This window comes from Pseudomonas syringae (assembly GCF_002157375.1).
GTDB classification, from domain to species: Bacteria; Pseudomonadota; Gammaproteobacteria; order Pseudomonadales; family Pseudomonadaceae; genus Aquipseudomonas; species Aquipseudomonas syringae_T.
In genome coordinates this window covers 1-25444 of record NZ_MTSA01000023.1, presented here as the reverse complement: position 1 = coordinate 25444, position 25444 = coordinate 1, and the positions used below count along the sequence as shown (strand labels likewise).

Below are 25444 nucleotides of genomic sequence, written 5' to 3'. Positions count from 1 at the left end.
CGGTCACTTGGCGGGTTGGGAAAAGGAAACGAGCTGGCGTTGGCCACTCTCGATATCGAACAGCAGGGGCGTGGGATGGATTGCCAGCCGAACCTGAGTGCCGGGCATCAGATGCTGGCGTCCGGAAAGGCTGATAACGCAACGGGTCCCGGCCAGTTGGCAATACAGCAGGCTGTGACTGCCCAGGTTTTCCGAGGACTCGACCGTCGCCGTGACACCTTCCTGATTCAGCGTGAAGGTTTCAGGCCTCAGCCCGATCAGCCATTTGCCTACGCGGTTGGTCGCAAAACCGAGTTTGACGGGCAGGCGTTGTCCGTCGGCGAGCATCAGCACGTTGTCATCCAGGCAATGCACGGGCAGCAGGTTCATGGGCGGAGTGCCGATGAAGCCGGCGACAAAGGTGCTGGCCGGCTGGTCGTAGATATCCGCCGGCGTACCCACCTGCTCGACGCGCCCCCGGTTGAGAATCATCACGCGATCAGCGAGCGTCATCGCTTCGGTCTGATCGTGCGTGACGTACAGGATCGTGGCACCGGTCTGCTGATGCAGGTGCCGGATCAACAGGCGCATTTCATGACGCAAGGCGCTGTCCAGATTGCACAGTGGCTCATCGAACAGCAGCACTGGCGGTTTGCGGATCAGCGCCCGTCCGATGGCAACACGCTGGCGCTGGCCGCCCGACAGTTCTCCGGGCTTGCGTTGCAGCAGGTCCTGCAGCCCCAGCGACGCGGCACATGCCTGGATACGCTGTTCGCGCTCCTTGCGTGAAACGCCGGCCAGCTTCAGCGCATAGCCTATGTTTTCGGCCACGTTCATGTGCGGATAAAGCGCGTAGTTCTGGAACACCATTGCGCAGCGGCGCTCTTTGGGCGGCAGTCGGGTGACATCCCGACCACCCATCAATACCTGCCCTTGGCTGACATCTTCCAGGCCGGCAACCAGACGCAGCAGTGTGGACTTGCCGCAGCCGGACGGGCCGAGGATGACGCTCAGCTCGCCCGCTTTGAACGTCAGGTCGAGGCCTTGAAGAATGTGCCCGGCACCGTAGGTTTTGTGCAGGCCTTTGAGGACAATGTCCGGAGCGCAGGCAATAGGGGTAAGCGCGGTCATTTACCGACTCCGATCAGGCCTTTGACAAACCATCGCTGCATGAACGCAATGACGAGAAGAGGCGGCAGCATGCTGACCACGGCGGCGGCCATCAGCAGGTTCCATTCGGGAATTTGTGTGGTGTCGGTCGGCAGAAAACTGGCGACACCCAGCACCAACGTGCGCATGACCTCGCGATTGGTCGCGACCAGCGGCCACAGGTAATCCTTCCAGGCCCCGATGAACACCAGCGTGCCGAGTGCCGCGAAGTTGGTCTTCGACAGAGGCAGCAAGATGTCGATAAAAAATCGCCACGGGCCGGCGCCGTCCATGCGCGCGGCTTCGACCAGTTCGGCCGGCAATGTCTGGTAGAACTGCCGGAACAGAAAAGTACCGGTGGCCGAGGCAATCAGCGGCAGGGCAAGGCCGGGGTAGCTGTCCAGCAAATTGATAGTGGGTATCGGCAGCCACTGGATGCCCAGCCATTGCACCAGGGCGCGCACAGGGCCAAGAAGATCGCTCGCCACGGCGTAGGTCGGGATGATGCGCACCTCCAGCGGCAGCAACAACGCGCCCAGTACGGCGAAAAAAATCACTGAGGTATAACGGCTGCGAAAATACACCATCGCAAAAGCCGTCAACGCCGACAGCACCAGCTTGCCGACTACCACCAGCGTAGCAACCAGCAGGCTGTTGCCCAGCAAGCGCAGCAAGTCCAGACGCCGTGTCACCTGCTGCAGGTTCACCAGCAGTTGGTCGCCGGGTATCACCGCCAGGCCTTGGTTGAACAACTGAGAATTGCTGACTGTCGCCGAGCAGACCGCCATATACAGCGGCCCCAGCGCGAATATCAGCCCGAGGGTGAGTAACAGGTAAGCGCCCGCATTGAGCAGCCGGTTGTGTTCGATCATGTTTTCACCCCGCGCTGCTTGAGGCGGGTCATGAGTTTGAACTGGGCCACGCTCAATACCACGACTGCCAGTTGCATGAGCACTGAAAGCGTGGACGAGCCCGCCAGATCCAGCCCCATGAAGCCGTCGGTGTAAATCTTGTAGGCCAGTACATTAGTGGTATCGCCCGGCCCGCCGTGGGTGAGGGTGTCGACCAGTCCAAAGCTGTTGGACAGGCTTTCCAGCAGATCGATAACGAACACGAACAACAGATACGGCGCGATCAACGGCAACTGGATATCCAGCATGCGTCGAAGCGGACTGGCGCCGTCCAGCGCTGCGGCGGCGAGGTAGTCGTCTGGCACCGACTTCAGGCTCGCAACCAGCATCACAAAGTTGAACGGCACCAGGCACCACGCGTAGGCCACGATCAACAGTAGCAGGCTCTGCATCGGGTTGGCATAGGGCGCCCAAGTACCGGGCGCTATCGCGTTGAGCCAAACAAAAATGCCCATTACCGGGTTGGCCAGTACATGAAAGACGATACCGATGGTTGCGCCTGACACGGCGTAGGGCCAGATCAGCAGATTGCGAAACACGGCATTGCCGCGCAATTTCAGCTCAAGGCACAAGGCAAGCACCAGCGCGATGAGGATCGATAACACCACGCTCGACAGGCTGAACACCAGCGTCGAGCCCAGTGACGCAAGGACGCCGGGGTCTTTCAGAACACGCCAGTAATTGCTCAGGCCGACAAAGACTTCGTGACCGCCGAAGGGTGGTACCAGATGAAACGACCACCAGAGTGCCTGAATCGCAGGCCAGTAGAAAAACAGCCCGAGCGCCAGCAGTTGCGGCAGGGCAAACAGCAGCGCCATACGCGGCTGCGGAAAATGCGCGCGGGGCTTCATGGGGTCGCCTCGTTTGTCGGTTGGCCGGTCTGAGGCTGATGCATCTGTTGGAACAGGCCGAGCAGCTCATTGGCGCGCAAGGTGGACTGGCGCAGGGCATGATCGACGCTTTGTCGGCCCGCCAGCGCGTTTTCCATTTCTTGCGACCAGATCAGGCGCATCAGCGTGATGAAGCCGCAGCGCAACGGGGCGGACGGCTGACCGTCGATGTCATCGAGTACCGTCAGCCCGACCGTCATCGCCGAAGGTTTCTTTGACGTGGACTGCAACGTCGCAGCGGCGGCCTGAGTGACTGGCAAGTAGCCGGTCCGTGCGCTGAACATCAGTTGGTTCTCAGGCAGCAGCGCGAACGCCAGGAATTCCGAGACCAGCCGGTACTCACGCGCTGTATGCCCGCGCATCACCCACAGTGAAGACCCGCCAGGCAGATTGGCCTTGCGCATCGTATGGGCGTAGACCGGCAACGGAGTCACATCGATATCGGACGCGAGTTCGCTGTGCAGGACATTCCATGCCCCGGTCGAGTCCAGCAGCATCGCGCAGTCGTCAGTGGCGAACGCCAGCGCCTGCTGACCGCTGCGGGTCGAATCCTCGTATCGAACCAGGCCCTCGGCGGTCCATTGCGCAAGGTCATTCATGAGTCGCAAGTGCGTGCCCTTGTCGAACTGGTAGCGATCCGTCCCGTAGACAGGCGTCACGACATCCGTACCTTGCGCCGCACTGGTTTGCTCCAGCCAGATCCACGGCGCGAACGCGGTGGCGACAGGGCAGGCATGACCGTTTTTCTTCAGAGCACGCAGCGCCGTGGCAAATGCTTCCCAGGTGGCGGGCGGCTGTTTGATGCCTGCTGCTGCCAGCGCGTTTCGATGGGTATAAAGCACGGCAGTCGAGACCGCAAAAGGCTGGGCGGCCAGAACGCCTTGATCGTCAGCGTAATAGTGGCGCAGTGCTGGCAGAAAGGTGTCGCTCGAGTAGGCTCGCTGTTGATCGGCCATCACGGTTTCGACGGGCCGTGTGGCACCGCCCAGCAACATGTCAGGCGTGGCGACGTCGTAAATCTCTACCAGCGCGGGACCAATGCCTGCGCGATAAGCCGCCACGGTTTTCTGCAGTGTCTGTTCGTAAGTGCCCTGACGGATGCACTGCAGGCGGTCACCTTCCTCATGCTGCGCATTGAAGCGCTTGCACAAGTCGGCGATGGCGCTACCGGCCGCTCCGCCATGGCTGTACCAGAACTCGGCGGGTGCGGCGAAGGCATGTGTGGCGAGTGGCAGCAGCGCCAGCACAGGTAACAATTTATGAAGGAAAGGCATGAGGTCACCCGCAAGAACTGCATGCCATTTAATACAGGTTGTGTGTAGTATTTGTGACCTGTGGGACCTTTATTAAATTTTCATGATTGAAGTGTGCAATCGACGACGAGCGATACACTGCTCCACACGCCGACTGCTTTCATCCTCTTCTGACGTGTTGACTCCATGCCTCTCGACCTCCAAACGCCGCCGCTCACACGCTCCCCGTTGAGCCTCAATGAACGCAAATTGCTGGATATCCTGCGTCGGCGAGGCGCGATCACTCGCGCTTCGGTCTCGACCGAAATGGACCTGGCGCAGCAGTCGGTTCACCGGCTGATCGAAGAATTGATCAGCCGCGGACTGCTGCGCAGTGGCGAGCGCGTGAAAAATGGCCGAGGCCAGCCCAGTCCGCGTATCGAACTCGTCAATGAGGCGGTCTATGCCATCGGCGTCTCGATCAACACGGACTCGGCCGTGGTCTGCGTCGCCGACCTGGGCTGCAACGTGCTGGAGCAAGTCACCTTGCGCACGCCGCCGTTAAGCCGCAACAGCACGCTGGATTCGCTGGAGAAAACCATCGAGCGCATCCTGCAACGCAATGGCATCGAGGCGGACAGGGTGATCGGAATAGGCTTCGCCATCGCCGGGTTTTTCCTGCACAACCGTCAGGTCAACGCGCCCGAGCCGCTGCGCGACTGGTCACTGATGGATTTACAACCCGTCCTCGAAGAACGCTTCGGCATGCCGGTCTGGCTGGAGAACAACGCCACCACCGCAGCCATCGGCGAAAGCCTGGTGGGCGTCGGCGCCTGGGCCAGCAACTTCATTTACCTGTCGTTCAACTTCGGTTTTGGCGCAGGCGTGGTCATTAACGGCAAACCGTATTTCGGCAGCCACGGCAACGCAGGCGAGATCACCCTTTACAACGACGAAGAATCGATAAACCGGCCGGCCTTGCGCTATCTGCTGGATGAATTGCACCAGAACGGCATACAGGTGGATTCCATCGAAGACCTGCGCGCGCGCTTCGACCCCGACTGGCCGGGTGTGGATAACTGGCTAAAGCGAATCCAGCCAACGCTGGATCGCCTGGTCAATGCACTGGCCGGGCTGTTCGATCCACAGGCTGTGGTGTTTGGCGGGCAATTACCGCCTGAGTTAGGAAGACGCCTCATCGCTGCGACAACCTTCTGGGGTACCCATCGTTATCACTCGCCACCGCCAAGGCCTCAGTTACTGCTGAGTGAGACCTACGGGGACGCGGCGGCCATTGGCGCGGCGTTGGTGCCGTTGAAGGAACGGTTTTTTGTTTGATGTTGATGGTTGCATTCGGCTGATCGCCGCGATGGTTATCCCTGTCCCGCCCCCGACGTTGTGTCTCAGCGGACAGGTCAACCCATGCTATTCAGCTTTCGAGTCTCGGACTCGAAGTAATAGTCGAGACCTCACGAACTTGAGCTCAAACGATATCGTTTCGAGCAGCGCTCCCCTACGCAGCGCTGCCTGGCCCTCCACGTTACTCTAATCCTTTCGAGACCCTGTCCAACCGATGATGCTCATCAACATCTGATGTGGAAAATCCTTTCTTTAGCTTAACTTTCTGGAGGTCATCACAGTTAATGTTCATGTCAGCGATCAACTCGAGAAACGCATAGTCTGTTTCTGTTCGGCTGGATTTAAGGCCAAGGTGCGTAGATCTATTAATACAAAAGGCGATGAAGTCTGCGATCTGCAGAAGTGGCTCTCTCTCAGAAGACTCGAAAGAGCCTTTAAATGATCGCCCCGCGCCAGAAAAAAGACCGTGTCCAACGGGTTTTCCTTGCTCTCCGGCAGTGCGGTTATCCACAATGAGTGTTAGCTGACCGTGCTTTTCAATGGTGTAGAGACTCTTAAGCCGTACGAGCAGAAGAAAAAGCGATAAATCGGAGCGTTTGGAAATGTCCAGTCCATCAATGATGCCCTCAGTTTGAAGGGAGGGATGATCGCTGAGTGTGCGGTCGTCGACGGTTTGTATATGTACCTTCCAATTATATTTTTCATAAATAGACGCAAAAAAATCAAAAATTCCCAGGTTTTCCTTGTTGACTAGACTTTTCCAAGGGCCGTTCCGATTATAAATATCTACAAAGTGAAACTCATTGGCTTGAATCTTATGGTTTCGCTGCAGGTATTCCAGGCAACTGCGCATTTCTGTTCGCAGGTACAGGACTTGGTCATCTGGAATGGCAACGGCCACATGGGTCCGTCGATCCCCGGTCACGTAGGTTGAACCTGGTATTTTTTGTGAGCTGTAGGTGTCATCGATTATTATGTGCATGGCAACTCTCTATGGCAGAAACCGATCATCTCATGGTTGCATCATCCCTTCGGTGGGCTGGATCAGGTGATCCAGTGTTCCATTCGCAGCCACAACCGATGATCGATACGCCAAACCCTTTTAGTAAATGAGCAGCCCGCCTCTGGCAGAAGCGCGCTCTTCAAATAATGTCCTTACTTGAGCAGGCGTTGTGCGAACAGATTAACTGGCTGGATTACGCGTCTAAAGAGTGCGGGCAGTCTTGTAGCGCCAGCCACTCTCAGTCACCGCTAATGGAATTGCATGTGAGAGTGTCCTTATAGGGGCCGCGTCGCTTGGCGCCGACGAATCCATGCGGCCATGCGGTAGGCGCCCCCTGCGGTGAACACGATTGCGAGCAGGCCCGCCAGCAGGCTCGCACCCCATAGCGCGCCACGATCTCCAATGATCGCGGTGTGGGAGGATGCTTCGGTGCGGTAAAACACCGTCACTGAGTCGCCCACTGCGTAACCGAATATAAACCCGCTCTCGGGGTAGCTGATCGCTTTGCCCGTAGCGTCGATGAAATCAATTTGTGGATGGCTGCCGCCTGCGTTCAGGGCGCTGACATGCCCTTCGGCGCGTTGCGCCTGGGCCAGAAAGCCAAGCCGATTGTCGACCAGCCAAACCGCAAGGCAAAGAAGACACAGGCCCAGCGGAATAAAAGTCAGTGCGCGGAGCAAATCTCCTCGGCCAGAGGAAGGTGTCTTAGTCATGGCAGATCCCTTGCGTTGTCCATAAACACAGCCGCCACAAAACCCCTATCTCCTCAGCGCTACCGCTTCAGCCACCAGACACTCCAGCGCGAACTGCTCGGTGTACGTCATCTGAATCGGCGTGGTCTCGCCCTTCACGGTCCTTTCGCCATCAAGGATGTAGCGGATGCGTTTGTCCGTCACGCCGATGCGCTTGGCGATCCATGAGGGGGTCTGGCCAATGCGCGAGATCAGTTTGTCGGCGTATTCGGTGGACGGGTTGTAGAGTTCTGCGTTGGGTGTCATGTGATGTCCAGATAAAGGTCGGCGCTATACATAGGTGCAGAGTATGCCGCACGGTGCGCTATTCGTCGCCATGAGCGCTAGCAGCCAACGCTGGCTGTGCATCGACTGGAAGATTGCCTTCGTGAGCAAGCTCGTTCCCATAAGAGCATGGCCACCACAGGAGTGAGTCGCGCAACGTGACTCAATGTGCATGGCGGATCGAACGATCCTTCGCCCGTCCACCATTAGCAATAATTACAGCTTAACCCCCAGCGTCACAAACGCGCTGCGTGGCGTTCCTACCTGGAGAATCTGCAAATTGCCGGAAGGGTCGGTGGCCGCGCTGGCGTCGGTGTTGAGGGTGGAGATGTAGCGTTTGTCGAACAGGTTGACCATGTTCAGCGATACCGTGGTGTCTTTGAGGGCGCCGAGTTTGCCGAACTCGTACCCAAGGTTGGCGTTCGCCAGCCAGTAGCCGCTGACGCTGGAGTCGTTGGTGTAGGTGTAATAGCGCTTACTGACGTAGTTGCCTTGAAGGCCGGCGTTCCAGTGTTCCCAGTTCCAGTCCAGGTTGCTTGAATACATGAGTTTTGGCGAGTCTACGACGGTCTTGCCTTTCACGTGAACGGTGCTGCCGCCGCTGGCGTAGTCATCATCGTAGGTGCTGCGGTTATAGGACATCGAGTTGGACCAGCGCCAGTGTTCGTCGGGCGTCAGGCCGAACGAGAGTTCCAGGCCGCGGCTGGTGACCGAGCCGACGTTGGCCACGCCGTTCTGGCAGATGACGATGCCGGTGCAGTTGGTGATCGCCACCAGACGGTTGTCGAATTTAGTGGTGTAGAGGGCGGCGGAGGCGGAATACAGTTTGGTGCTGCGACGCAGGCCCAGTTCGACGGTTTTTGAGGTTTCGGGCTTCAGGTCTTTGAAACCGTTCTGCGCATCTACGGCGGTCTGCGTCGTGAAGAGCGGGCTGTAGCCGCCACTCGGGAATGCCGCCATATTTTCCGAATACGAGGTGAAGACTTCATCGTCCCCATCCAGTTTGTAGGTCGCGCCCACTTGCGGCAGGAACCTGTCCCGCGCCTCCAGTGAGCCGCTGGCATAACCGCCACCTTTGCCTTCAGCGGTTGACGTGGTGACGGTGTTTTTGGCACCGAACTCAAGTTTTAGGCGGTCATCGAGCAGGGTGTAGGTGTCACGCAAATAGAATTGCCGGGTCAGGTCGTTGTAACTCTGGTCCAGCACCGTGGCCGCCAGCGGCAGGCCGTTGGTTTTGACAATGTGGTTTTGCGGCGTGGCGTTGGTGGTGTCGAACAGGTAGCGGGCAATGTCGTTCTTGTTGGACTGAATCCAGAACCCGCCCTGAATTTCGTGCTGGCCCAGGAAGTAGGTCAGCGAACTCTGGAAACCGGTTCGGTCAATGCCGTACACCGTGCTACGAATCGAATTGCTCGGCACCGTTGTCGAGCCACTGGTGTAGATGAACGGGTAATAGGAGTTACCCCGGCCTGAGTCGTGATGGTGATAGACGGTGGCGTCCAGCACCAGGTCATCGGTCAGCGAGAAGTTGCCGTTGAGGATGTCCAGTTCGTCATCACGCAGGCTGCTGGCGTTGTAGGTGGCATCGCCCGCGCTGGTGACGCCGCCGGTATAAATGCCGTTGGCCGCATTGACTGCACGGGGCCAGTCCGGTGTGTAGTAACTCCAGTTGTAACCCAGGCGCTGAATGATGCTTTGCGACAGGTTCGGCAGGTTGGCTTCGTCGTGAGACGAGGTGCTGTGAAAAAAACTCACGCGGTTGTCGCCGAAGTCGTAATTGACCTTGGCGTTCACAGCGTCGGACTTTTGCGGATTGTCGTGGCCTTTCCAGGCATCGGCGTCGTACTTTTCCCCTGACACGTAAGCGGACAGACCGTTGTACTCGCCCGTGTCGACGCGCATGAATGTGCGTGAGGTGTCGTAGCTGCCCAAGGTCTGTGACAGTTGCGCACCAAACGCTTTATCCGGGTTGGAGCTGGTGAACTGGATGGTGCCGCCCAGGTCACTGTTTGACGCCGTGCCCAGCGAACCGATGCCGGGCGCCACTTCGCTGGCCGCGATGTTCTCCGCAATGATCGCTCGGGTAATGCTCAGGCCATTGAAGTTGCCGAAGCTCATGTTGCCGAGGGTGACGCCGTCCAGTGTGTAACCCAGGTGGTGCATGTCGAAGCCGCGCAGGCTGATGCGCTGGCTGCCTTCTTCGCGGCCCAGCGGGTCGCCGGACTGGAAGTTCACCCCCGGCAAGCGTTGCAGGACTTTCAGCGGGCTGGTGCCTGCGGAATACGCTTTCACGTCTTTTTGCGTGACGCGCTGCACCTGACGCGTTTCGCCCTGACCGATCACCGAAACGGTGCCCAGCGTCGTGGCCGCAGCGTCTTCGCGGGTGGACGGCGTGACAGGTGCGGGCACGTTGTCGTCAGCCTGAATGAACGGGCTGATCAGGCACATGGAGTTCAATGAAATCAGCAGCGCGAGACGCGTTACCGGAAATCGAGAGACGCGCGGTATCGATCGATTGTTCATGAAAAGTTTTCCTGGGGCGTCAGGGGGCCGCGCTGGCGGCGTGTGTCATTGAGTGGGACGGTTGATTTTGTTTCAGGGGCTTTCGGTGATAACTGACAGGCGACTGATTCCGGCTTTCTGCACATAGGCCAGCACCTGAGCCACCCGTCCATAGCCCGTTGCCTGATCGGCACGCAGGCTGACCGCGACGTCCGGGTTCTTGTCGTGCAGGTTTTGCAAAGCGCCCGGCAGTTGCTCCAGCGACGTTGCTTCGCTGTCGATGAACACACCGCCCGTGGCGTCGACACTCACGACCACCGGGCTGGCCTGGTCCAGGGAGGTGGTGGCGACGGTTTGCGGCAGGTCCAGCGGGATGGCGTTAGTGAGCAGCGGCGCTGTGACAATGAACGTCACCAACAGCACCAGCATCACGTCCACCAGCGGCGTGATGTTGATGTCGCTGATAGCAGCGTCATCGTTGGAAGTGGAAAAGGACATGTCAGATCACTCCTTTCAGATTGGGGGCTGCCTTGTCGCGATTATCGGGTTGCAGCCGGAAGGCGTTGCGTTGCGAGAGGTTGAGAAAGTCCACGGCAAACTCGTCCAGGTCCGCGATCACCAGCTTCATGCGGCGCCCGAAAAAGTTGTAAGCCAGCACGGCGGGCACCGCGACAGCGATACCGACACCGGTCGCGACCAGCGCTTCACCAATCGGCCCGGCGACCACCGCGATGCTGGCTGACTTGGCCTGGCTGATTGCGGTAAGCGCATGAATGATCCCGAACACGGTGCCGAACAGGCCGATGAAGGGCGCGGTGCTGCCGATCGAGGCGAGCAGAATCATGCCGCTCTCCAGGTGACGTCGTTCCTTGTGGATCTGCTGGCGCAGGCTGCGCTCCAGCAAATCCTGACGGTTCCAGCTGTGGCCGAGGTCGGGCGAGTCATGGGGCGCGGCGAGAGCGTGCGCGCCCGCATCGGTCAAGCGTGCCAGGCTGCCTTCGCCGTTGGGCATCTGCAGCGCCTTTTGCAGGTCGCGCGCGGCCCAGAACTGCGTGGCGTAGCGTCGGTTCTGGCGGGCCAGTCGCCAGTGCTGGAACGTCTTGCCCAGCAGCAGCGCCCAGGTGGCCAGCGAGAAAATCACCAGCAGGATCATCGAAGTCTGGGTAATGAGTACGGCGTAAGCGGTGTTCATGACGTAAGCCTCAAGGTGCGAGTTTGAAAGCCAGGGGCACGTTGACCCAGCCTTCAACCGGGGTAGCGCCGCGTTTGGCGGGAATAAAGGTCCATTGCCGAACGGCAGCCTGCGCGGCTTCATCCAGCGCCGGGACGCCACTGGTTTGCTGCACTTGCACCTGATCGGCGTGTCCGTCGGGCAGCACATGAACGCGCAACAGCGTCGTGCCTTCTTGATGCCGGCGGGCGGCAGCGGGCGGGTAGACCGGTGGCGGGTTATTCAGGTAACCCGCTCGCCCGATGGGCGCAGTAGTGGTCTGCGCGGGCGCGGGAGCAGGCGTTGCAACGGGCATCGGAGCGGGCGTTGTCGGTGCTGTCGAGGGAGCCTGCGCTACGGTTTTCGCCCGTGTTTTTACCGGGACGGACCGGGCCTGTGCCTTGGGCCTGGGCGTCTCGGCGGGTTTTGGCTCGGCGGGAGCAGCCTTGGGCAATGGCGCTGGCGGTTGAGCTTCTGGTTGAGGCGCTGGCTCGGGTGGCTGCGGCGTCGGTTGTGCGGTTGGCGGGGTTACCGGGGGTGGCATCCACTGCACAGTGATCGGCATGGGCGGGGTCGGTTCGGGCGCTTGCGGGTGGCCCGCCCACAAACAGAACGCCAGCGCCGCATGCAGCCCGACCGCCACCGATATCGCCAACGCACTGCTCGGCCATGCGTTAGAGATGACGCTGTCACGAGGTGGTACGAACAGCGACGAGGGCGCCACAACGCGCACCCCGGCAGGCGGCTCAGGCCACGGGCGATGCTCAGGCGGTGGTAGTCGGCGGTGCAATATCAGCGTTGACATGAGATCAGCTCACCATCGAAAGAGTACGAACCAGGCGGCGTGACGCAAGGCTCGTTTCAGCTGGTGAGGATATTAATACTCACTGTGTGTATTAATTATGACCGGCCACGTCTGATCCTGTTTTTCTTTCGCTCGACGCCTCTTCGATGGCAACCCTTGGAGGTGCGGTTAATCGAACGGCTGGCCAATGTCAATGACTGCCGATTTCATTGGTCAGTGCATGTGCCGCAATGCTATTTGTCCGAGAACAGTGAATTTACCTTCACTGCGAATGCGCATCGCCGCGCACTCTGAATCCGCTTTCGCAGCTTCGACAGCAACAGGAGAACTTGATGAAACTGTTACGTTACGGTGAAAAAGGCTCGGAGAAACCCGGTCTGCTGGATGACGAAAACCATGTCCGTGATCTGTCCGCGCACATCAAGGATGTTGCAGGCGATGCGTTGAGCCCGGCCAGTCTTGCCAGTCTGGCTGCGCTCGATCCCGCGAGCCTGCCGCGGGTGCCGGGCAAGCCGCGCATCGGTGCCTGCGTCGGGCAGGTCGGCAAGTTCATCTGCATTGGCTTGAATTACGCTGACCATGCCGCTGAATCCAATATGGAAGCGCCGAAGGAACCCATTATCTTCAACAAATGGACCAGTGCTATTTGCGGCCCGAACGATAACGTCGAAATTCCGCGTGGCTCGCTCAAGACCGATTGGGAAGTGGAGCTGGGCGTGGTGATAGGCAAGGGCGGGCGTAACATCGACGAAGCCAGTGCAATGGAGCATGTCGCCGGTTATTGCGTCATCAACGATGTGTCCGAGCGTGAGTGGCAGCTTGAGCGCGGTGGCACATGGGACAAGGGCAAGGGCTTTGACACGTTCGGCCCGCTGGGTCCCTGGCTGGTGACGCGTGACGAGATCACCGACCCTCACTCACTCGACCTGTGGCTTGAGGTAGACGGCCATCGCTACCAGCAGGGCAACACCCGCACGCTGATTTTCACGGTGCCGCAGCTGATCGCTTATTTAAGCCGTTGCATGAGCCTGCAACCGGGGGATGTCATTTCAACAGGCACGCCGCCGGGTGTCGGGCTGGGCGTAAAGCCCGAGCCTGTGTTCCTGCGAGCGGGGCAACGCATGCGGTTGGGCATCGCGGGGTTGGGCGAGCAAAATCAGTTGACCGTTCAGGCCGATTGATTTTGTAGAAGTGATTCTGAAGGGAACGGGAGTCGGCCATCAACTCCCGGTTCCACGAGAGCATCAGCCCTTGAGAAACGCCAGCAAGTCTTCGTTCAGTTGCTGCGCATGAGTCACGGCAAAGCCATGCGGAGCGCCCGGATAAACCTTCAGCTCAGCGCCCTTGATCATCTCGGCCGCCCGCTTGCCCGAGGCCTCGAACGGCACCACCTGATCGCCGTCGCCATGAATCACCAGGGTCGGCACATCGATTTTCGCCATGTCCGGGCGGAAGTCGGTTGCAGAAAACGCGGTAACGCAATCGAGCGTGCCTTTAAGCGAGGCGAGCAGGGCGATGTTCAGGGTCTGAGTCTGAACACCCTCGGAAACGTTCTGACCTTTGTTCAGGCCATAGAACGGTGTCGCAAAGTCACTGATGAATTGCGCACGGTCTTTGAGCAAACCGTCCTTGATGCCGTCGAATACCGACTGATCGACGCCTTCGGGGTTGTCTTCGGTCTTGAGGAAAAACGGTGTCACCGACCCGAGCAGCGCCAGTTTGGCAACGCGCTCGCTGCCATGACGGGCGATGTAGCGCGTCACGTCGCCGCCGCCCATTGAAAAACCGACCAGCGTCACGTCACGCAGATCAAGGTGTTCGATCAGCTCTGCAATATCGTCGGCAAACGTGTCGTAATCGTAGCCCGTCCACGGCTGGCTCGAACGGCCGAAACCACGGCGGTCAAAGGCGATGGTGCGATAGCCGTTGCTGCTGAGGTGCTGCATCTGGTATTCCCACATGTCCGCATCCAGCGGCCAGCCGTGACTGAACAGCACAGGCTTGCCCGTGCCCCAGTCCTTGTAATAGATCTCGGTGCCATCTTTGGTCTTGAAGGTGCTCATGCAGATTCCTCTCGTGTCAGATGGTTTGGCTTGCCAATCAGGTTTCACGCTAGCCGAGCATATGGATTGCGCGCATACGGTTATCATGCCCCTGATCATTTCCGGCATTTGGCCTGATGCATAGTTCAGTCCGACCGCCCGAGAGGCCTCGCTTGATCGCTGCAACAGAGAAACCCGCTGAAACATCGGCTCATTGTATTTCCCTGTGCAAAACGAACTTGCCGGGCAAACAGGAATCAGTTCCTTGGGTTTGAACCTCCCTGCACTTGATCATCGAAGGAGAACTGCGTGGCGTCTCAGCTGAAAATCTTGATCCTGTCGGGTCTGTTGTTATTCGCAGGCAGCTTCAATCTCCAGGCCGCCGATGTTCCCGCGCTGCCAATGGGCGCTGCGGTGCCCGCTGACGACAAGGCGGCGGACAAGGCCGATAGCAAGGCAGCGGACAAAAAAGCGGATGACAAGGCCGCCGACAAGACGGACGCAGCAGCAGAACCCGCCACCGATGACCCGGCTGCAGAGCTGCTGGTGCAGGGCGGTTTGCTGGGTGCAATCAGCACCAGCATTGATGACGTTCAGGAAAAGCTCAATCTGGATGACAACCTGTTCGACGCCTGGCGATTGCGCGCCGACCGTGCGGCTGACGAGCTGGAAAAGCTGGTCAACAAACGCACCACGCGTTCGCCCTGGAGCGTGGTGGGGGATTTCCTTGCGTTGTCGTTCGTGTGGATCGGATCGTTTGCGGTCCTGACCACGCTGGGCCGTTTTCTCGCCGTTCGCTTGTGCCGAACACCGTTCATGCAGGTTCGAGCGCGCAGTCAGGCATTGCTCAAATATGTAATGCCGTTCACCTTGCCAGCGATTATCTGCCTGCCGCTGACCCTGTATGTCAGCCACTTCATGCCGTCCTCGGTCGGCCGGGCGTTGGCGCTCTGCTTCGCCTACGCCACCAGCAGTGGCATCGTCTCCACGTCGGTGCTGCTCTGCGTGATCGTGATGTTCAACTCCGGCCACAAGCGTGCCGCAGTGCGTATGATTCGCCGCTACTCGCCGAAGCCGTTATTCGTGGTGGGCTTTCTGGCAGCGCTGAGCGATGCACTGACCAGCCCGCAAATCGCCCGTCAACTGGGCAGTAACGTCACCACCAGCGTTGCGGTGTTCACCGGGCTGTTTGCGTCGGTGGTGTTCTGCATGTTGATCATCAAGGTACGCCGCCCGGTGGCGCACCTGATTCGCAATCGGTCGTTAAGCAGTCGCTTGCAACGGCCAGCGCTGCAACAGTCGCTGAAGATATTCTCGAACCTGTGGCACCTGCCGATTCTGTTGATGATCCTGGTCTCGGCGATCAACCTGATCGGGGCTGGCGAGGACAGCCAGGAAGCGCTGCGCTGCGCGCTGTTCACCACCATTTTGCTGATTGCCACGGTGTTTCTGAGCACGGTGTTCCAGCACCTGTTCAAACCCGCCGAATCCCTTGGGCGCGGCGGGCATGTGTACAAGGCGCGCTTGCTGAGCCTGGTGTATGCGGTGTTGCGCATCGCGCTCGCGATCACGTTCATCGAAGTGCTGGGCCGTATCTGGGGGTTCTCGATGTTCGAGTTCGCCCAACGCAACACGCTGGGCCGTGTGATCAGCGACTCGCTAAGCAGCATCGGGCTGATATTTGTGGTCACCTGGCTGTTGTGGGTGGTGCTGGACACCGCGATCCAGGAAGCCCTCAAGCCGCCGGTCAATCTTCGCAGCGGCCGTCAGCCCAGCACGCGAATCAAGACCATCCTGCCGCTGCTGCGTAATGCGGTGAAGATCATTCTGGTGGTGATCTGCGCAATCACCACAATGGCCAACCTGGGGATCAATGTTGCGCCGCTGCTGGCGGGTGCCGGTGTGGTCGGTCTGGCCATCGGTTTCGGCTCGCAACAATTGGTGCAGGACGTGATCACCGGCCTGTTCATCATTATCGAGGACACCTTCTCGGTCGGCGACTGGGTGGTGCTCAGTACGGGCCATTCCGGGTCGGTAGAGAGCCTGACCATTCGTACCGTGCGCCTGCGTGACGGCAAGGGCTTCGTCCATTCGGTGCCGTTCGGGCAGATCAAGGCGGTCACCAACCAGTCACGGCAATTCGCCTACGCGTTCTTCTCCGTGCAGTTCACTTACGACTCGGATATCGATGACGCACTGGCGCTGATCCGCGAAACCGGCCAGTCGATCAGTGATGACATCCTGCTCAAGCACAACCTGCAAGGCCCGCTTGAAGTCTTCGGTGTTGATCGCATGGACCTGAACGGCGTGGTACTGACCGCGCAATTCCGTACCTCGTCAGGCGGGCAATACGCGGTCGGGCGCGCGTTCAACGAGCGCCTCAAGCGGCTTGTGGATAAAAACCCCAACGTGCGTTTCGCGCAGACTTATCCACAGATGGTCATGGGGCCGGGCTTCAATAATCCGCAGGTCGGCACCGAGGCCGAAGGACCGCCAGCGCCAACGGACCCGGCTGCCGCCACCCCGTCGGCACCCCTCAGTCTGCCCAAGGGCAATGCGTGATGTCGGGTCGCTGCAACGCCTGGTTGTAGCGTCATCGCCCCAGCCAGGCTGCTCAACTGTTGGGGGTTGGCAGCCAACGTGTTATGTTTGCAGGCGTTTTTCAATTGTTCGTTTGATTACCTGATTCCGAGCCTGCTGACTCTATGCGAATGCGCCTTATGCTGTTGGGCGGCGGGAATGCCCTCGGGCAGGCGCTGATTCGTCTGGGTGCCGAGGAAGATATTGGCTTCCTCGCACCACGTCCCCCGCAAGACGGCTGGGACGTGGCGAGCCTCACGCAACTGCTCGACGACACCCGTCCCGATGCCCTGATCAACCTTGCTTACTACTTCGACTGGTTCCAGGCGGAGACCGTGAGTGAAGCGCGTCTGACTCACCAGGAACGCTCTGTAGAGCGTCTGGCCGAGTTGTGTCAGCACCACAACATCACGTTGGTCCAGCCTTCCAGCTACCGCGTGTTTGATGGTTCGCGTGCAACGGCCTACAGCGAAAAAGACGAGCCCGTGCCTTTGGGGCTGCGTGGCCAGGCGCTGTGGCGTATCGAACAAAGCGTGCGCGCGACCTGCCCGCAACATGTGCTGGTGCGTTTTGGCTGGCTGCTGGATGACAGCGCCGACGGCGTGTTGGGGCGCTTTCTGTCGCGCGCCAAAGAGCCCGGCGAATTGTTACTGGCCGATGACAGACGTGGCAATCCGACGCCCGTCGACGATGCGGCACGGGTGCTCATCTCGGTCGTCAAACAACTCGATTGCGAGGCACCGCTGTGGGGGACATACCACTACGCCGGGCACGAGGCGACCACGCCGCTGGCGCTAGGGCAGGCGGTGCTCACAGAAGCGCGTCTGTCACACCCGCTGGCTATCGAATCGCCTACCGCGCAGGCCCATGCCGCGCGACCCGACGCCGCCGAGGAGCCGCAACACGCGGTGCTCGCCTGCAAGAAAATTCTCCACACTTTCGGCATCAAGCCCCGCGCCTGGCGGGCCGGCTTGCCAAGCCTGCTGGATCGGTATTATCGACATGTCTGATGCACCTGTTCTGATCACTGGCGGCGCGGGCTTCATCGGCTCGCACCTGACCGACGCGTTGCTTGCCAGCGGGCACCGCGTGCGTATCCTCGACAACCTCTCGGCCGGCAAGCGCAGCAATCTGCCGCTCGACAATCCCGGGGTCGAGCTGATCGAAGGCGACGTGGCCGATGCCGAGCTGGTCAAACGCGTGGCGCTGGGTTGCCAGGCGGTCGTACACCTCGCCGCGGTCGCCTCGGTGCAAGCGTCGGTAGACGACCCGGTGCGCACCCATCAAAGCAACTTCATCGGTACGCTGAATGTCTGCGAAGCGATGCGCGAAGCCGGCATCAAACGCGTGATCTTCGCCTCCAGCGCGGCGGTCTATGGCAACAACGGTGAAGGCGAGGCCATCACTGAAGACACCACCAAAGCGCCGCTGACCCCTTACGCGTCGGACAAGCTGGCCAGCGAGTTCTATCTGGACTTCTACCGGCGCCAGCACGGTCTGGAACCGGTGATCTTTCGCTTCTTCAATATCTTCGGGCCACGCCAGGATCCGTCTTCGCCGTATTCCGGCGTGATCAGCATCTTTGCCGAACGTCTCCAGAAGGGCATGCCGATTGTCGTGTTTGGCGATGGCGAGCAGACACGTGATTTCTTTTACGTGGGTGACTTGCTCAAGCTGCTGCTGCAAGCCTTGTCGCGAGAAGACGCCATTGAAGACGCCATCAATGTGGGCCTGAACAGAACCACTTCGCTCAATGAATTGTTGTCGGCGCTTTCAGACGTCGTCGGCACACCGCCGCATGTCACCTATCAAGCGCCGCGCTCGGGAGACATCAAGCATTCCCGCGCCAGTAACCAGCGTTTGCTGGAACACTTCACGATGGACGAGCCGACCCCCTTGCACCGAGGGCTTGAGCTGTTGATGGGGAAGTGACCCCACGCTATTCGCCCACAAAAAAGCCAGGACACAGGCCCTGGCTTTTTGCTTTCTGACGCGGGTTACAGGCCTTCGAGAATGTCCGCCATGTCGTCGGCGTGCTCTTCTTCCTGAGCAAGGATTTCTTCGAAGATGCGACGGGTTGTCGGATCGCTGTCACCGATGTACTGAATGATCTCGCGATAGCTGTCGACCGCAATGCGCTCGGCGACCAGGTCCTCGTAGACCATTTCCTTCAGTGTGTTGCCTGCAACGTACTGTGCATGAGAGTTCTTCGACAGCAGGTCCGGGTTGAACTCCGGCTCGCCGCCCAACTGCACGATACGCTCGGCCAGTTTGTCGGCGTGCTCGGCTTCCTGGGTGGCATGCTCCAAAAACTCTTCCGCAGCAACGCTGGCCTTCAGGCCGGACGCCATGTAGTAGTGGCGCTTGTAGCGCAGCACGCAGACCAGCTCGGTCGCCAGCGACTCGTTCAGCAGGCGCAGCACGGTCTCGCGGTCGGCGCTGTAGCCTTCAGTGACCGCACCATTCTCAACGTTCTGGCGCGCACGCTGGCGCAGGGTTTGGACATCGGATAGCTGTGACTGTGGTGCAGAATTCATCATTTATCTCCAGGACTCATCAGGTTTTGGTGTCTCGCTCTGTGTGTTGCCCGGCAAGATCAGCAAGGATTGTGAGTACGACGGAGCCGGAAAGTTTTATCGGATTTTCGCTGGCAAGGACGGATGTGACTAAATGTAAAAATATAAGAAACGAGCGCGAACTGGCGCGGTCCCAAGCAAGAGACCCAAATAAATTCGTGGAGATACATACAATGCTTAAATTCCTGGGAAGCACCGTCGGCATCATCTTTCTGATCGGCCTGGTCGTGGTTATCGCCCTGTTCAAGCTGGTTTTCTAAGCGTCAACCTGTTGGTTGGCCTTGATGCTGCGCTCTGGAGGGTTCTTCGGGGCGCGGCGTACTCGTTTCATCCCCGGAAACGAGTCAGGCAAAAGTGAAGACTACTGCCGTGGCGTTACTCACAACGCGCTCACCTCTGGACATCAGGCTCGGGGAACGACCCACCGAGTGAACCAGATTAGCGCTATCACTCTTACAATTTGCGTCGTCCGCGGAACAAAGATCAGGTACTTCATTTTTCGGGAAAACCTTTCACTTCCTCCACATCCATAAGCCCCTGTTTTCTCAGGATCAGACTAAAGAATGATTAGCGCGACTGCACATATCAGTAGGGCTGTCCACGGTATCAGTAACGCTCTTTTCAGGTTGGAGGGGAACCGGTTTAGTTCATCAGCGTCGGCCAAGCCTCTACGGGCGGAGAGAGCAGGGAATACCAATAGAAAAGCAATAGAGCTGATGCGTATGAGCTTTCCAGGTAAGCCGCCTGCGGACAGTGCTTTCCGGTTTGTTGAGACAAATGAAGACTTTGATAGCTGCGCTTCGATTCTGTCTACGTGAGTGTGCGCGACATAAGCGATGACGAGCAAACTAAAGATCATTGGTAAAAATATAGCGATGCCTAATAGACCCGGCTCTATATTAGTCACTCGCTCACCTCATTATATATGTACTCGCCGATGACTTCTCCGCGAGCCTTACCCACTTCTCCCAAAACGTATCCGCCGGCGGCTGCGCCGACCACTGCGCAAACTAACGCACCTGGTCCACCTGTTGCCACGCCTAGTACAAGTGCGCAGGTAAAGGTGCCCGCACCGCCTCCGAGTACCCCGCCCAAGCTCGCTCCACCCAAACTCCCCACTAGAGCGCTACCCTCCACGTACTTCGCTTTACGGCATTGTTCCTCGCGACCTACCGCACACGCCTTGTGAATCGATAGCCCAGTGGAGCCCACTTCAAGCGCAGTCCCGATATACGTTCCTCTTTTGATCCACTTGGCGGCGTTGGCCACGCCAGATACCTTGTCAGCGTATCCCGCGATTTCTCCGGTATGCATATAGCTGCTGGTTGAGAGCCCAAGCATCCTTTTGATCGAGCCCTCTTTGCGCAGTCCTGATCCATAGGCCAGAAAATTACCTAGTTGTTTGTCAAGCTTCATGAACAGCTCTGTTCGCTTGACATAGAAGGCATCTCGCTGGGTCATGGTGCCAGAACCCATATGTTGCTGGTACAGCGTCTCGATGTTTTGAAGCGATTCTTTGATAGATTTTAGATGCGTGCTCCAAGCATCACTTCCGGCGCCTATGCCTATCGACGTGAAAGATATCGCTCGCTGCAGCAGCTCAAAATTCTCAAGAAAAAAGTCATCCCCACCAGTGCCATTGACCAGCAAAGCCGTATGCACCTGTGCAGCCTTGGCCATCAGGAAAGCTTCCTGAGCAGTGGACGAGGGGGTGGACGCGTCGCCGACGATAACCATCTCGCCGGGCAGGACGACGCCGCCCGAGATGTGGGAATTGAGGGCGACGAACTTGGCCTTGCTGTTCTTTGGCAGCGCAAGGTTCGTTTTCAGAGAGTCAAAAGTCTGTGTTCTAGGGTTGATGAACGATCGTGCTTCGGCCATGGTCATGCCTCACGAGTACTTTTTATTATTGATCCGGTCCCAACCGCCGGCCACGTTACCACCTGCTGTGCCATCGACACGTTTCTGCAGGGTGTAGGTGGTTTTGATGCGGCCGTAATTGAGCTGTACGATTTCGACAGGGATGCCGGAACTCGCGCTCTGTGTGTAGTCGGCGATGATGACTTCCTCAAGCACCACTTCATAGTATTTGAGCTTGTCTGTGCCTGCGCGGCAGAGTACCAGCTTGACTTCCTTAAGGTGCTGACCTGCGCAGCTGGCCTCCATGAGCTTGCAACTGGCGCTGTCGAGGTACTTGGTGAACGTGAAGTGGGTCATGGTGGTACGACCGGATGAAGCGCCGCCCGAGGAACTGGCGGTGGCGGAAGTGCTTTGGTTGACGCCAAAGTTATAACCGGTGATTTCGATCCACTGGCTGTACTTCTCGTCCAGCGCCTCGCCCGGGATGTCGGCGATCTGAATAAAGGCGTCGAAAGCCATATTTACCTCTCCTTGGTAATCTGTGGGTGCAGTGTGAGCATGTGTCAGTGAGTGGCCATGACACCAAATTTTTATGCGTGTTTCAAGGCGCAACGGGCAATTTGAAACGCAATGTCTAATCGTGAGTTTACTGGTTATATATCAAGCACGTAAAAGCCCGACGCAGAAGGCGTCGAGCTTTTATACGGTGATTTTATTAAACGCTTACATCGCTTTTTCGTTCTTCTCGCGCTGTTCGCAGGTCATGAAACCTTTGTTGGTCACGCGGCCGTCGCTGTTGAAGCTGACGTGGTAGACCTGTTTATGACCGTCTTTGTACAGCACGTAGTTGTTGCAAGTGCCTGGGTTGACCTTACGCTCAAACGTGGTCGAAGGCTCGCCGCCGATGGTCAGCACCTGCTGACGGGTCATGCCGTTTTCGACCTGCTTGACCAGCGGTTCGTTGCGATAAGTGACGTAGTCCACCGGGTTCTGCACGGTTGTGTTGCTGCAGCCAGCCATCGTTGCCAATACAAAGGTCGCTGCGAGGATTTTTTTGTACATCGTTATTGCTCCACATGTCAGAGCCGGTCTTGGCCCGGTATGCCTTGGAGCAGGGAAGGGGTGTGAGAGTTCGAAAAAAAGATGGCGATGAGGCAGCATTTTGTAGGCGCAGTGATGCTTTCTTGAAGCGGAATGCCCCGGCCGCGGCAAAAAAGTGCAACGCCCGATAATCGCTGGCACGTTCATCAAACACTGAGGTCAATCTGATGGCATGGCCGAGCGTTTCAGTTCGGCCTAGGCTCGGTCATCGGTAGGGTTGTCAGACCGTAGTTCGTTAATCAGCCGATCCTCAGTGACGGCCAGGAAGATGCGATGAGCGATAAAGAACTGTATGAGATCGAGTACACCTTGCTCGGCGAGCACCACGTAGACGTTATCGAGAATCTGGACGTGCCCATTATCGAAGTGGTTCACGAGCTGGCGCTCAAGCATCATGTGGAGCTGGACGAGCTGCCAGGTGGCGAAACCGGTATGCCTCACGCGGCCGGCATCACCGATGTGTCGATTCATAGCCTGGAGGGCAGTGACGGCAGCGCGACTGCCTAATCCGGCTTTGAACGCAGCGGAGTCGTCCAGCGTTCCGCGAGGATGACCCCGCACAGGGTCAGCGCTCCACCGGCGAGGTGATAGAGCGCCAGCTGTTCGCCCAATGTCGCCGCGGCAATCAAGGCCGTGGCGATGGGCATCAGGTTGAAGAACAACGTCGTGCGGCTGGGCCCCAGGCGCATGATCGATTTCATCCACAGCCAGGGCGCGAGCATGGAGGTGGGAATGGCTGCGTACAGCACCATCGGAATATTGCTCGCGTTCAAGCCTGCCTTTGGCGACAACATGAAGGGCGGCAGCAGCACGATAATCGCCAGCAGAATTTGCACATACAGCAAGTGCAGGGGCGGGAGCCGCAGTTGCCACTTTTTCAGCAGCGTGCTGTAAATCGCATAGGACGCCGCTGCCACCAGCACCATTGCATCCCCACGGTTGACGCCATGCTCGATCAACTGAGCCGGATTGCCCGCCGAGACCACGACCACGACGCCTGCGAATGACAGAATGGCTCCCGACAGCGCGCCAGAGGTCAGCCGTGTGCCCAGAAAGGCGATGGACAACCCGAGCGCCATCATGGGCACCAGCGACTGAATGATCCCCATATTGGTGGCGGTGGTCAGGCCGGCAGCGAAGTACGCCAGGCTTTGATAAAGCGCAGTGCCCAGTACGGCGAGGATGAAAATTTTCCCCAGCACCGGTTTGATCGCGGCACGGTTGGCCCAGACGGGCCTGAGCATGAACGGGGTGAACAGCAGTCCGGCGAGCGCCCAGCGGTAAAAGCCTATTTCAGCCGGGAAGATCACCCCGGATGAAGCCTTGGTGACAGCCGTATTGATCGCCCAGATAAGCACGGTGATCAGCGGGAAAGCGTATTGCATGGGGGAATCATCATGAGTGCGAGGGGTAATTATCCGCTTGTTTGTCGCAAAGACCAGCGGCAATACGCAGTGGCCCGTCATGCGGTGCAATGGCTGACTACACTGATTCCGAGCCTGTGCCGTCCGGCGCAGCGGACGTGGAGCGTCGATCAATGAACAAGTTCGGTATCCCTTTGTTGCTTGTTGGCCTGATGTGTTCTGCCCAGGGTTTTGCTGCCACCGCGCAGCAGAACAAAATGACCACCTGTAATGCTGACGCCAGCGCCAGGTCGCTCAAGGGTGACGAGCGCAAGGCATTCATGAGCACGTGCCTGAAAGCCGCGCCGCCTCCGGCTGCCACGCAGCAGGAAAAGATGAAAACCTGTAATGCGACGGCCAGTGCCGAAGCCCTCAAGGGCGATGCTCGCAAAAGCTTCATGAGCGATTGTCTCAAGAAGAAATAATTTTCCGGCGCAGGTCGTTGTTGCCTTTTGTCCGCGCGGGGTCAGTAAACACTGCACTTTCGCGCGGATATCGAGCCGATCATCGGACTGATGATTGCGCCGCACTTTTTACGCCTTTCGCATCACTGGTTCTCGGCTGAGAAGGCTGGCAGACTGCCCTCCTTCCTTGTGTCGCCCTTTGAGGGTCTATGCCAACGTTTTCTGCGCGTCAGGTGTTAATAGCCAGCTGGATCCTTGTGTTTGGCGGCCTGTTATTGGTGTTGCCTTTCAAGTTGTTGCCCAGCCTGTTGGCCGGTCTGTTGGTGTTTGAGCTGGTCAACATGCTGACGCCCAAGTTGCAGCGGCTTATCTCGGGCGAACGCGCCCGCTGGCTGGCCGTGGCGCTGCTGGGCACCGTTGTCGTCAGCCTGCTGACGCTGATATTTGCGGGTGTCATCAGCTTTGTGTTGCATGAGGCCGAGAATCCGGGCGCGTCGCTGGACAAGTTCATGGTCCTTGTAGACCGCGCCCGTGGTCAGTTGCCGCCGTTCATTGATGCGTATTTGCCTGCCAGCGCGGCGGAGTTCCGGGTCTCCCTCGGGCTGTGGCTGCAGAAGCATGTGGGTGAGCTGCAACTGATCGGCAAGGGTGCTGCACATATGTTCGTCACCATGCTGATCGGTATGGTACTAGGCGCAATCATCGCCTTGCAGCGTATTTCCGCCGACCATGTGCGCAAGCCCCTGGCCGCCGCGCTGTTTGACCGCCTGTATCTGCTCAGTCGTGCGTTTCGCAATATCGTGTTTGCCCAGATCAAGATTTCCCTGCTCAACACCGCGTTTACTTCGGTGTTTCTGGCCATTGTGCTGCCGCTGTGCGGGATTCACCTGCCGTTGACCAAAACCCTGATCATCATGACCTTTCTGCTCGGCCTGTTGCCGGTGGTGGGCAACCTGATGTCCAACACGCTGATCTTCATTGTCGGCATGTCGATCTCGATCTGGGTCGCGCTGGCCGCGCTGGGCTACCTGATCGTTATCCACAAGGTCGAATACTTCCTCAATGCGCGAATCGTCGGCGGGCAGATCAATGCCAAGTCGTGGGAGTTGCTGCTGGCGATGCTGCTGTTCGAAGCCGCCTTCGGCCTGCCAGGCGTCGTGGCAGGGCCGATTTACTACGCGTATCTGAAGAGTGAGCTGCAGAAGGAAGGGCTGGTTTAAGGTGCGTGCAACACTGACGGGTTTGAGGGTCTATCGACGCTCCGCGTCCGGTCTTCGGTTTACGGCGTGGCGAGGATCTGTGACGCGGAGCGTCACGCAAGGCATTCCCACGCTGGAGCGTGAGGAACGAGAGTCGATTGGAAGAACACCTATCGTGCCCATGCTCCGCGTGGGCATGCCGTTCTGGACGCTCTGCGTCCGA

The 25444-nt window shown here is 58.6% G+C and carries 26 protein-coding genes; 9 read left to right on the top strand and 17 right to left on the bottom strand.

Annotated elements, in window-relative coordinates; translation table 11 throughout:
• Positions 1-3 precede the first annotated feature (3 nt).
• Genes BW686_RS23330 through BW686_RS23315 form a run of 4 tightly spaced genes read right to left on the bottom strand, consistent with a single transcriptional unit; the run spans position 4 to position 4203 of the window.
• Positions 4-1110, bottom strand: coding sequence for an ABC transporter ATP-binding protein (locus BW686_RS23330; protein WP_084919955.1), 1107 nt, complete (start codon positions 1108-1110; stop codon positions 4-6).
• On the bottom strand, positions 1107-2000 hold the full coding sequence (locus BW686_RS23325; RefSeq protein WP_084919953.1) for an ABC transporter permease subunit: 894 nt from the start codon (positions 1998-2000) through the stop codon (positions 1107-1109). The genes BW686_RS23330 and BW686_RS23325 overlap by 4 nt, the downstream gene beginning before the upstream one ends.
• The gene (locus tag BW686_RS23320) at positions 1997-2890 is read right to left on the bottom strand and encodes a carbohydrate ABC transporter permease (protein WP_084919950.1); all 894 of its coding nucleotides are present in this window, start codon (positions 2888-2890) and stop codon (positions 1997-1999) included. The genes BW686_RS23325 and BW686_RS23320 overlap by 4 nt, the downstream gene beginning before the upstream one ends.
• Entirely contained in the window at positions 2887-4203 is a 1317-nt protein-coding gene (locus BW686_RS23315; protein ID WP_084919947.1) for an extracellular solute-binding protein, read from the bottom strand. The genes BW686_RS23320 and BW686_RS23315 overlap by 4 nt, the downstream gene beginning before the upstream one ends.
• Before the next feature lie 165 nt (positions 4204-4368).
• On the opposite strand from BW686_RS23315, the gene BW686_RS23310 reads away from it, so the two are divergent.
• Positions 4369-5499 carry an ROK family transcriptional regulator gene (locus tag BW686_RS23310; protein ID WP_084919945.1) on the top strand — a complete coding sequence of 377 codons (1131 nt, stop codon included), beginning with the start codon at positions 4369-4371 and terminating at the stop codon, positions 5497-5499.
• Positions 5500-5701: 202 nt separating this feature from the next.
• Here BW686_RS23310 and BW686_RS23305 read toward each other — a convergent pair whose 3' ends face one another.
• The 7 genes from BW686_RS23305 to BW686_RS23275 all read right to left on the bottom strand — a co-directional run bounded on the left by BW686_RS23305 (position 5702) and on the right by BW686_RS23275 (position 12056).
• Positions 5702-6502, bottom strand: coding sequence for a DUF3800 domain-containing protein (locus tag BW686_RS23305; RefSeq protein WP_084919943.1), 801 nt, complete (start codon positions 6500-6502; stop codon positions 5702-5704).
• Between the two features lie 296 nt (positions 6503-6798).
• A complete protein-coding gene (locus tag BW686_RS23300; RefSeq protein ID WP_084919940.1) occupies positions 6799-7236 on the bottom strand; it encodes a DUF3592 domain-containing protein in 438 nt (145 codons plus the stop codon).
• 45 nt (positions 7237-7281) lie between these two features.
• A complete protein-coding gene (locus BW686_RS23295; RefSeq protein ID WP_024646152.1) occupies positions 7282-7521 on the bottom strand; it encodes a hypothetical protein in 240 nt (79 codons plus the stop codon).
• A gap of 234 nt (positions 7522-7755) precedes the next feature.
• Positions 7756-10062, bottom strand: coding sequence for a TonB-dependent receptor (locus tag BW686_RS23290; RefSeq protein WP_084919938.1), 2307 nt, complete (start codon positions 10060-10062; stop codon positions 7756-7758).
• A 72-nt stretch (positions 10063-10134) separates the two neighbouring features.
• A complete protein-coding gene (locus BW686_RS23285; protein WP_084919936.1) occupies positions 10135-10539 on the bottom strand; it encodes an ExbD/TolR family protein in 405 nt (134 codons plus the stop codon).
• Position 10540: 1 nt separating this feature from the next.
• On the bottom strand, positions 10541-11233 hold the full coding sequence (locus BW686_RS23280; RefSeq protein WP_084919933.1) for a MotA/TolQ/ExbB proton channel family protein: 693 nt from the start codon (positions 11231-11233) through the stop codon (positions 10541-10543).
• A 10-nt stretch (positions 11234-11243) separates the two neighbouring features.
• Positions 11244-12056, bottom strand: coding sequence for an energy transducer TonB (locus BW686_RS23275; protein ID WP_084919929.1), 813 nt, complete (start codon positions 12054-12056; stop codon positions 11244-11246).
• 332 nt (positions 12057-12388) lie between these two features.
• Here BW686_RS23275 and BW686_RS23270 point away from each other — a divergent pair, with 332 nt between their 5' ends.
• Entirely contained in the window at positions 12389-13237 is an 849-nt protein-coding gene (locus tag BW686_RS23270) for an ureidoglycolate lyase (protein WP_084919926.1), read from the top strand.
• Between the two features lie 63 nt (positions 13238-13300).
• Here the strand turns inward: BW686_RS23270 and BW686_RS23265 are convergent, their stop codons facing one another.
• Positions 13301-14119, bottom strand: a complete 819-nt coding sequence (locus tag BW686_RS23265) for an alpha/beta fold hydrolase (RefSeq protein WP_084919923.1) — start codon at positions 14117-14119, stop codon at positions 13301-13303.
• Positions 14120-14407: 288 nt separating this feature from the next.
• Here BW686_RS23265 and BW686_RS23260 point away from each other — a divergent pair, with 288 nt between their 5' ends.
• From BW686_RS23260 to BW686_RS23250, 3 genes are all read left to right on the top strand, one after another.
• Positions 14408-16660, top strand: a complete 2253-nt coding sequence (locus BW686_RS23260; RefSeq protein WP_084919920.1) for a mechanosensitive ion channel family protein — start codon at positions 14408-14410, stop codon at positions 16658-16660.
• A 143-nt stretch (positions 16661-16803) separates the two neighbouring features.
• Positions 16804-17688 carry a sugar nucleotide-binding protein gene (locus tag BW686_RS23255; protein ID WP_084919917.1) on the top strand — a complete coding sequence of 295 codons (885 nt, stop codon included), beginning with the start codon at positions 16804-16806 and terminating at the stop codon, positions 17686-17688.
• Positions 17681-18610: an NAD-dependent epimerase/dehydratase family protein gene (locus BW686_RS23250; RefSeq protein WP_084919915.1), complete on the top strand. Its 930-nt coding sequence runs from the start codon at positions 17681-17683 to the stop codon at positions 18608-18610. Before BW686_RS23255 ends, BW686_RS23250 begins: the two co-directional genes overlap by 8 nt.
• A 65-nt stretch (positions 18611-18675) precedes the next feature.
• On the opposite strand, the gene BW686_RS23245 is transcribed toward BW686_RS23250, so the two are convergent.
• Entirely contained in the window at positions 18676-19215 is a 540-nt protein-coding gene (locus BW686_RS23245; RefSeq protein ID WP_084920000.1) for a ferritin-like domain-containing protein, read from the bottom strand.
• Positions 19216-19427: 212 nt separating this feature from the next.
• On the opposite strand from BW686_RS23245, the gene BW686_RS27710 reads away from it, so the two are divergent.
• Entirely contained in the window at positions 19428-19514 is an 87-nt protein-coding gene (locus BW686_RS27710) for a hypothetical protein (protein ID WP_441344152.1), read from the top strand.
• 643 nt (positions 19515-20157) lie between these two features.
• On the opposite strand, the gene BW686_RS23230 is transcribed toward BW686_RS27710, so the two are convergent.
• The 3 genes from BW686_RS23230 to osmE all read right to left on the bottom strand — a co-directional run bounded on the left by BW686_RS23230 (position 20158) and on the right by osmE (position 22176).
• Entirely contained in the window at positions 20158-21135 is a 978-nt protein-coding gene (locus BW686_RS23230) for a hypothetical protein (protein ID WP_084919997.1), read from the bottom strand.
• Between the two features lie 9 nt (positions 21136-21144).
• Positions 21145-21633 carry an Hcp family type VI secretion system effector gene (locus BW686_RS23225; RefSeq protein ID WP_084919910.1) on the bottom strand — a complete coding sequence of 163 codons (489 nt, stop codon included), beginning with the start codon at positions 21631-21633 and terminating at the stop codon, positions 21145-21147.
• 204 nt (positions 21634-21837) lie between these two features.
• On the bottom strand, positions 21838-22176 hold the full coding sequence (gene osmE / locus BW686_RS23220; RefSeq protein ID WP_084919907.1) for an osmotically-inducible lipoprotein OsmE: 339 nt from the start codon (positions 22174-22176) through the stop codon (positions 21838-21840).
• Between the two features lie 312 nt (positions 22177-22488).
• On the opposite strand from osmE, the gene BW686_RS23215 reads away from it, so the two are divergent.
• Positions 22489-22722, top strand: a complete 234-nt coding sequence (locus BW686_RS23215) for a hypothetical protein (protein ID WP_084919904.1) — start codon at positions 22489-22491, stop codon at positions 22720-22722.
• Here BW686_RS23215 and BW686_RS23210 read toward each other — a convergent pair.
• On the bottom strand, positions 22719-23600 hold the full coding sequence (locus BW686_RS23210; RefSeq protein WP_084919902.1) for a DMT family transporter: 882 nt from the start codon (positions 23598-23600) through the stop codon (positions 22719-22721). The genes BW686_RS23215 and BW686_RS23210 overlap by 4 nt on opposite strands.
• Positions 23601-23752: 152 nt before the next feature.
• Between BW686_RS23210 and BW686_RS23205 the strand changes: the two genes are divergently transcribed.
• Both BW686_RS23205 and BW686_RS23200 read left to right on the top strand, forming a co-directional pair.
• A complete protein-coding gene (locus tag BW686_RS23205) occupies positions 23753-24043 on the top strand; it encodes a PsiF family protein (RefSeq protein ID WP_084919995.1) in 291 nt (96 codons plus the stop codon).
• Positions 24044-24231: 188 nt separating this feature from the next.
• Positions 24232-25242: an AI-2E family transporter gene (locus tag BW686_RS23200; protein ID WP_084919899.1), complete on the top strand. Its 1011-nt coding sequence runs from the start codon at positions 24232-24234 to the stop codon at positions 25240-25242.
• Positions 25243-25444 lie beyond the last annotated feature (202 nt).

What these genes read in the sequence shown, in the direction of transcription:
- BW686_RS23315 (WP_084919947.1), bottom strand. Translation starts at nt 4,203, where the DNA reads ATGCCTTTCCTTCATAAATTGTTACCTGTGCTGGCGCTGCTGCCACTC.
- BW686_RS23230 (WP_084919997.1), bottom strand. Translation starts at nt 21,135, where the DNA reads ATGGCCGAAGCACGATCGTTCATCAACCCTAGAACACAGACTTTTGAC.
- BW686_RS23210 (WP_084919902.1), bottom strand. Translation starts at nt 23,600, where the DNA reads ATGCAATACGCTTTCCCGCTGATCACCGTGCTTATCTGGGCGATCAAT.
- BW686_RS23255 (WP_084919917.1), top strand. Translation starts at nt 16,804, where the DNA reads ATGCGAATGCGCCTTATGCTGTTGGGCGGCGGGAATGCCCTCGGGCAG.
- BW686_RS23200 (WP_084919899.1), top strand. Translation starts at nt 24,232, where the DNA reads ATGCCAACGTTTTCTGCGCGTCAGGTGTTAATAGCCAGCTGGATCCTT.
- BW686_RS23225 (WP_084919910.1), bottom strand. Translation starts at nt 21,633, where the DNA reads ATGGCTTTCGACGCCTTTATTCAGATCGCCGACATCCCGGGCGAGGCG.
- BW686_RS23280 (WP_084919933.1), bottom strand. Translation starts at nt 11,233, where the DNA reads ATGAACACCGCTTACGCCGTACTCATTACCCAGACTTCGATGATCCTG.
- BW686_RS23300 (WP_084919940.1), bottom strand. Translation starts at nt 7,236, where the DNA reads ATGACTAAGACACCTTCCTCTGGCCGAGGAGATTTGCTCCGCGCACTG.
- BW686_RS23285 (WP_084919936.1), bottom strand. Translation starts at nt 10,539, where the DNA reads ATGTCCTTTTCCACTTCCAACGATGACGCTGCTATCAGCGACATCAAC.
- BW686_RS23245 (WP_084920000.1), bottom strand. Translation starts at nt 19,215, where the DNA reads ATGAATTCTGCACCACAGTCACAGCTATCCGATGTCCAAACCCTGCGC.
- BW686_RS23290 (WP_084919938.1), bottom strand. Translation starts at nt 10,062, where the DNA reads ATGAACAATCGATCGATACCGCGCGTCTCTCGATTTCCGGTAACGCGT.
- BW686_RS23305 (WP_084919943.1), bottom strand. Translation starts at nt 6,502, where the DNA reads ATGCACATAATAATCGATGACACCTACAGCTCACAAAAAATACCAGGT.
- BW686_RS23295 (WP_024646152.1), bottom strand. Translation starts at nt 7,521, where the DNA reads ATGACACCCAACGCAGAACTCTACAACCCGTCCACCGAATACGCCGAC.
- BW686_RS23250 (WP_084919915.1), top strand. Translation starts at nt 17,681, where the DNA reads ATGTCTGATGCACCTGTTCTGATCACTGGCGGCGCGGGCTTCATCGGC.
- BW686_RS23270 (WP_084919926.1), top strand. Translation starts at nt 12,389, where the DNA reads ATGAAACTGTTACGTTACGGTGAAAAAGGCTCGGAGAAACCCGGTCTG.
- BW686_RS23310 (WP_084919945.1), top strand. Translation starts at nt 4,369, where the DNA reads ATGCCTCTCGACCTCCAAACGCCGCCGCTCACACGCTCCCCGTTGAGC.
- BW686_RS23325 (WP_084919953.1), bottom strand. Translation starts at nt 2,000, where the DNA reads ATGATCGAACACAACCGGCTGCTCAATGCGGGCGCTTACCTGTTACTC.
- BW686_RS23215 (WP_084919904.1), top strand. Translation starts at nt 22,489, where the DNA reads ATGAGCGATAAAGAACTGTATGAGATCGAGTACACCTTGCTCGGCGAG.
- BW686_RS27710 (WP_441344152.1), top strand. Translation starts at nt 19,428, where the DNA reads ATGCTTAAATTCCTGGGAAGCACCGTCGGCATCATCTTTCTGATCGGC.
- BW686_RS23205 (WP_084919995.1), top strand. Translation starts at nt 23,753, where the DNA reads ATGAACAAGTTCGGTATCCCTTTGTTGCTTGTTGGCCTGATGTGTTCT.
- BW686_RS23275 (WP_084919929.1), bottom strand. Translation starts at nt 12,056, where the DNA reads ATGTCAACGCTGATATTGCACCGCCGACTACCACCGCCTGAGCATCGC.
- BW686_RS23330 (WP_084919955.1), bottom strand. Translation starts at nt 1,110, where the DNA reads ATGACCGCGCTTACCCCTATTGCCTGCGCTCCGGACATTGTCCTCAAA.
- BW686_RS23320 (WP_084919950.1), bottom strand. Translation starts at nt 2,890, where the DNA reads ATGAAGCCCCGCGCGCATTTTCCGCAGCCGCGTATGGCGCTGCTGTTT.
- osmE (WP_084919907.1), bottom strand. Translation starts at nt 22,176, where the DNA reads ATGTACAAAAAAATCCTCGCAGCGACCTTTGTATTGGCAACGATGGCT.
- BW686_RS23265 (WP_084919923.1), bottom strand. Translation starts at nt 14,119, where the DNA reads ATGAGCACCTTCAAGACCAAAGATGGCACCGAGATCTATTACAAGGAC.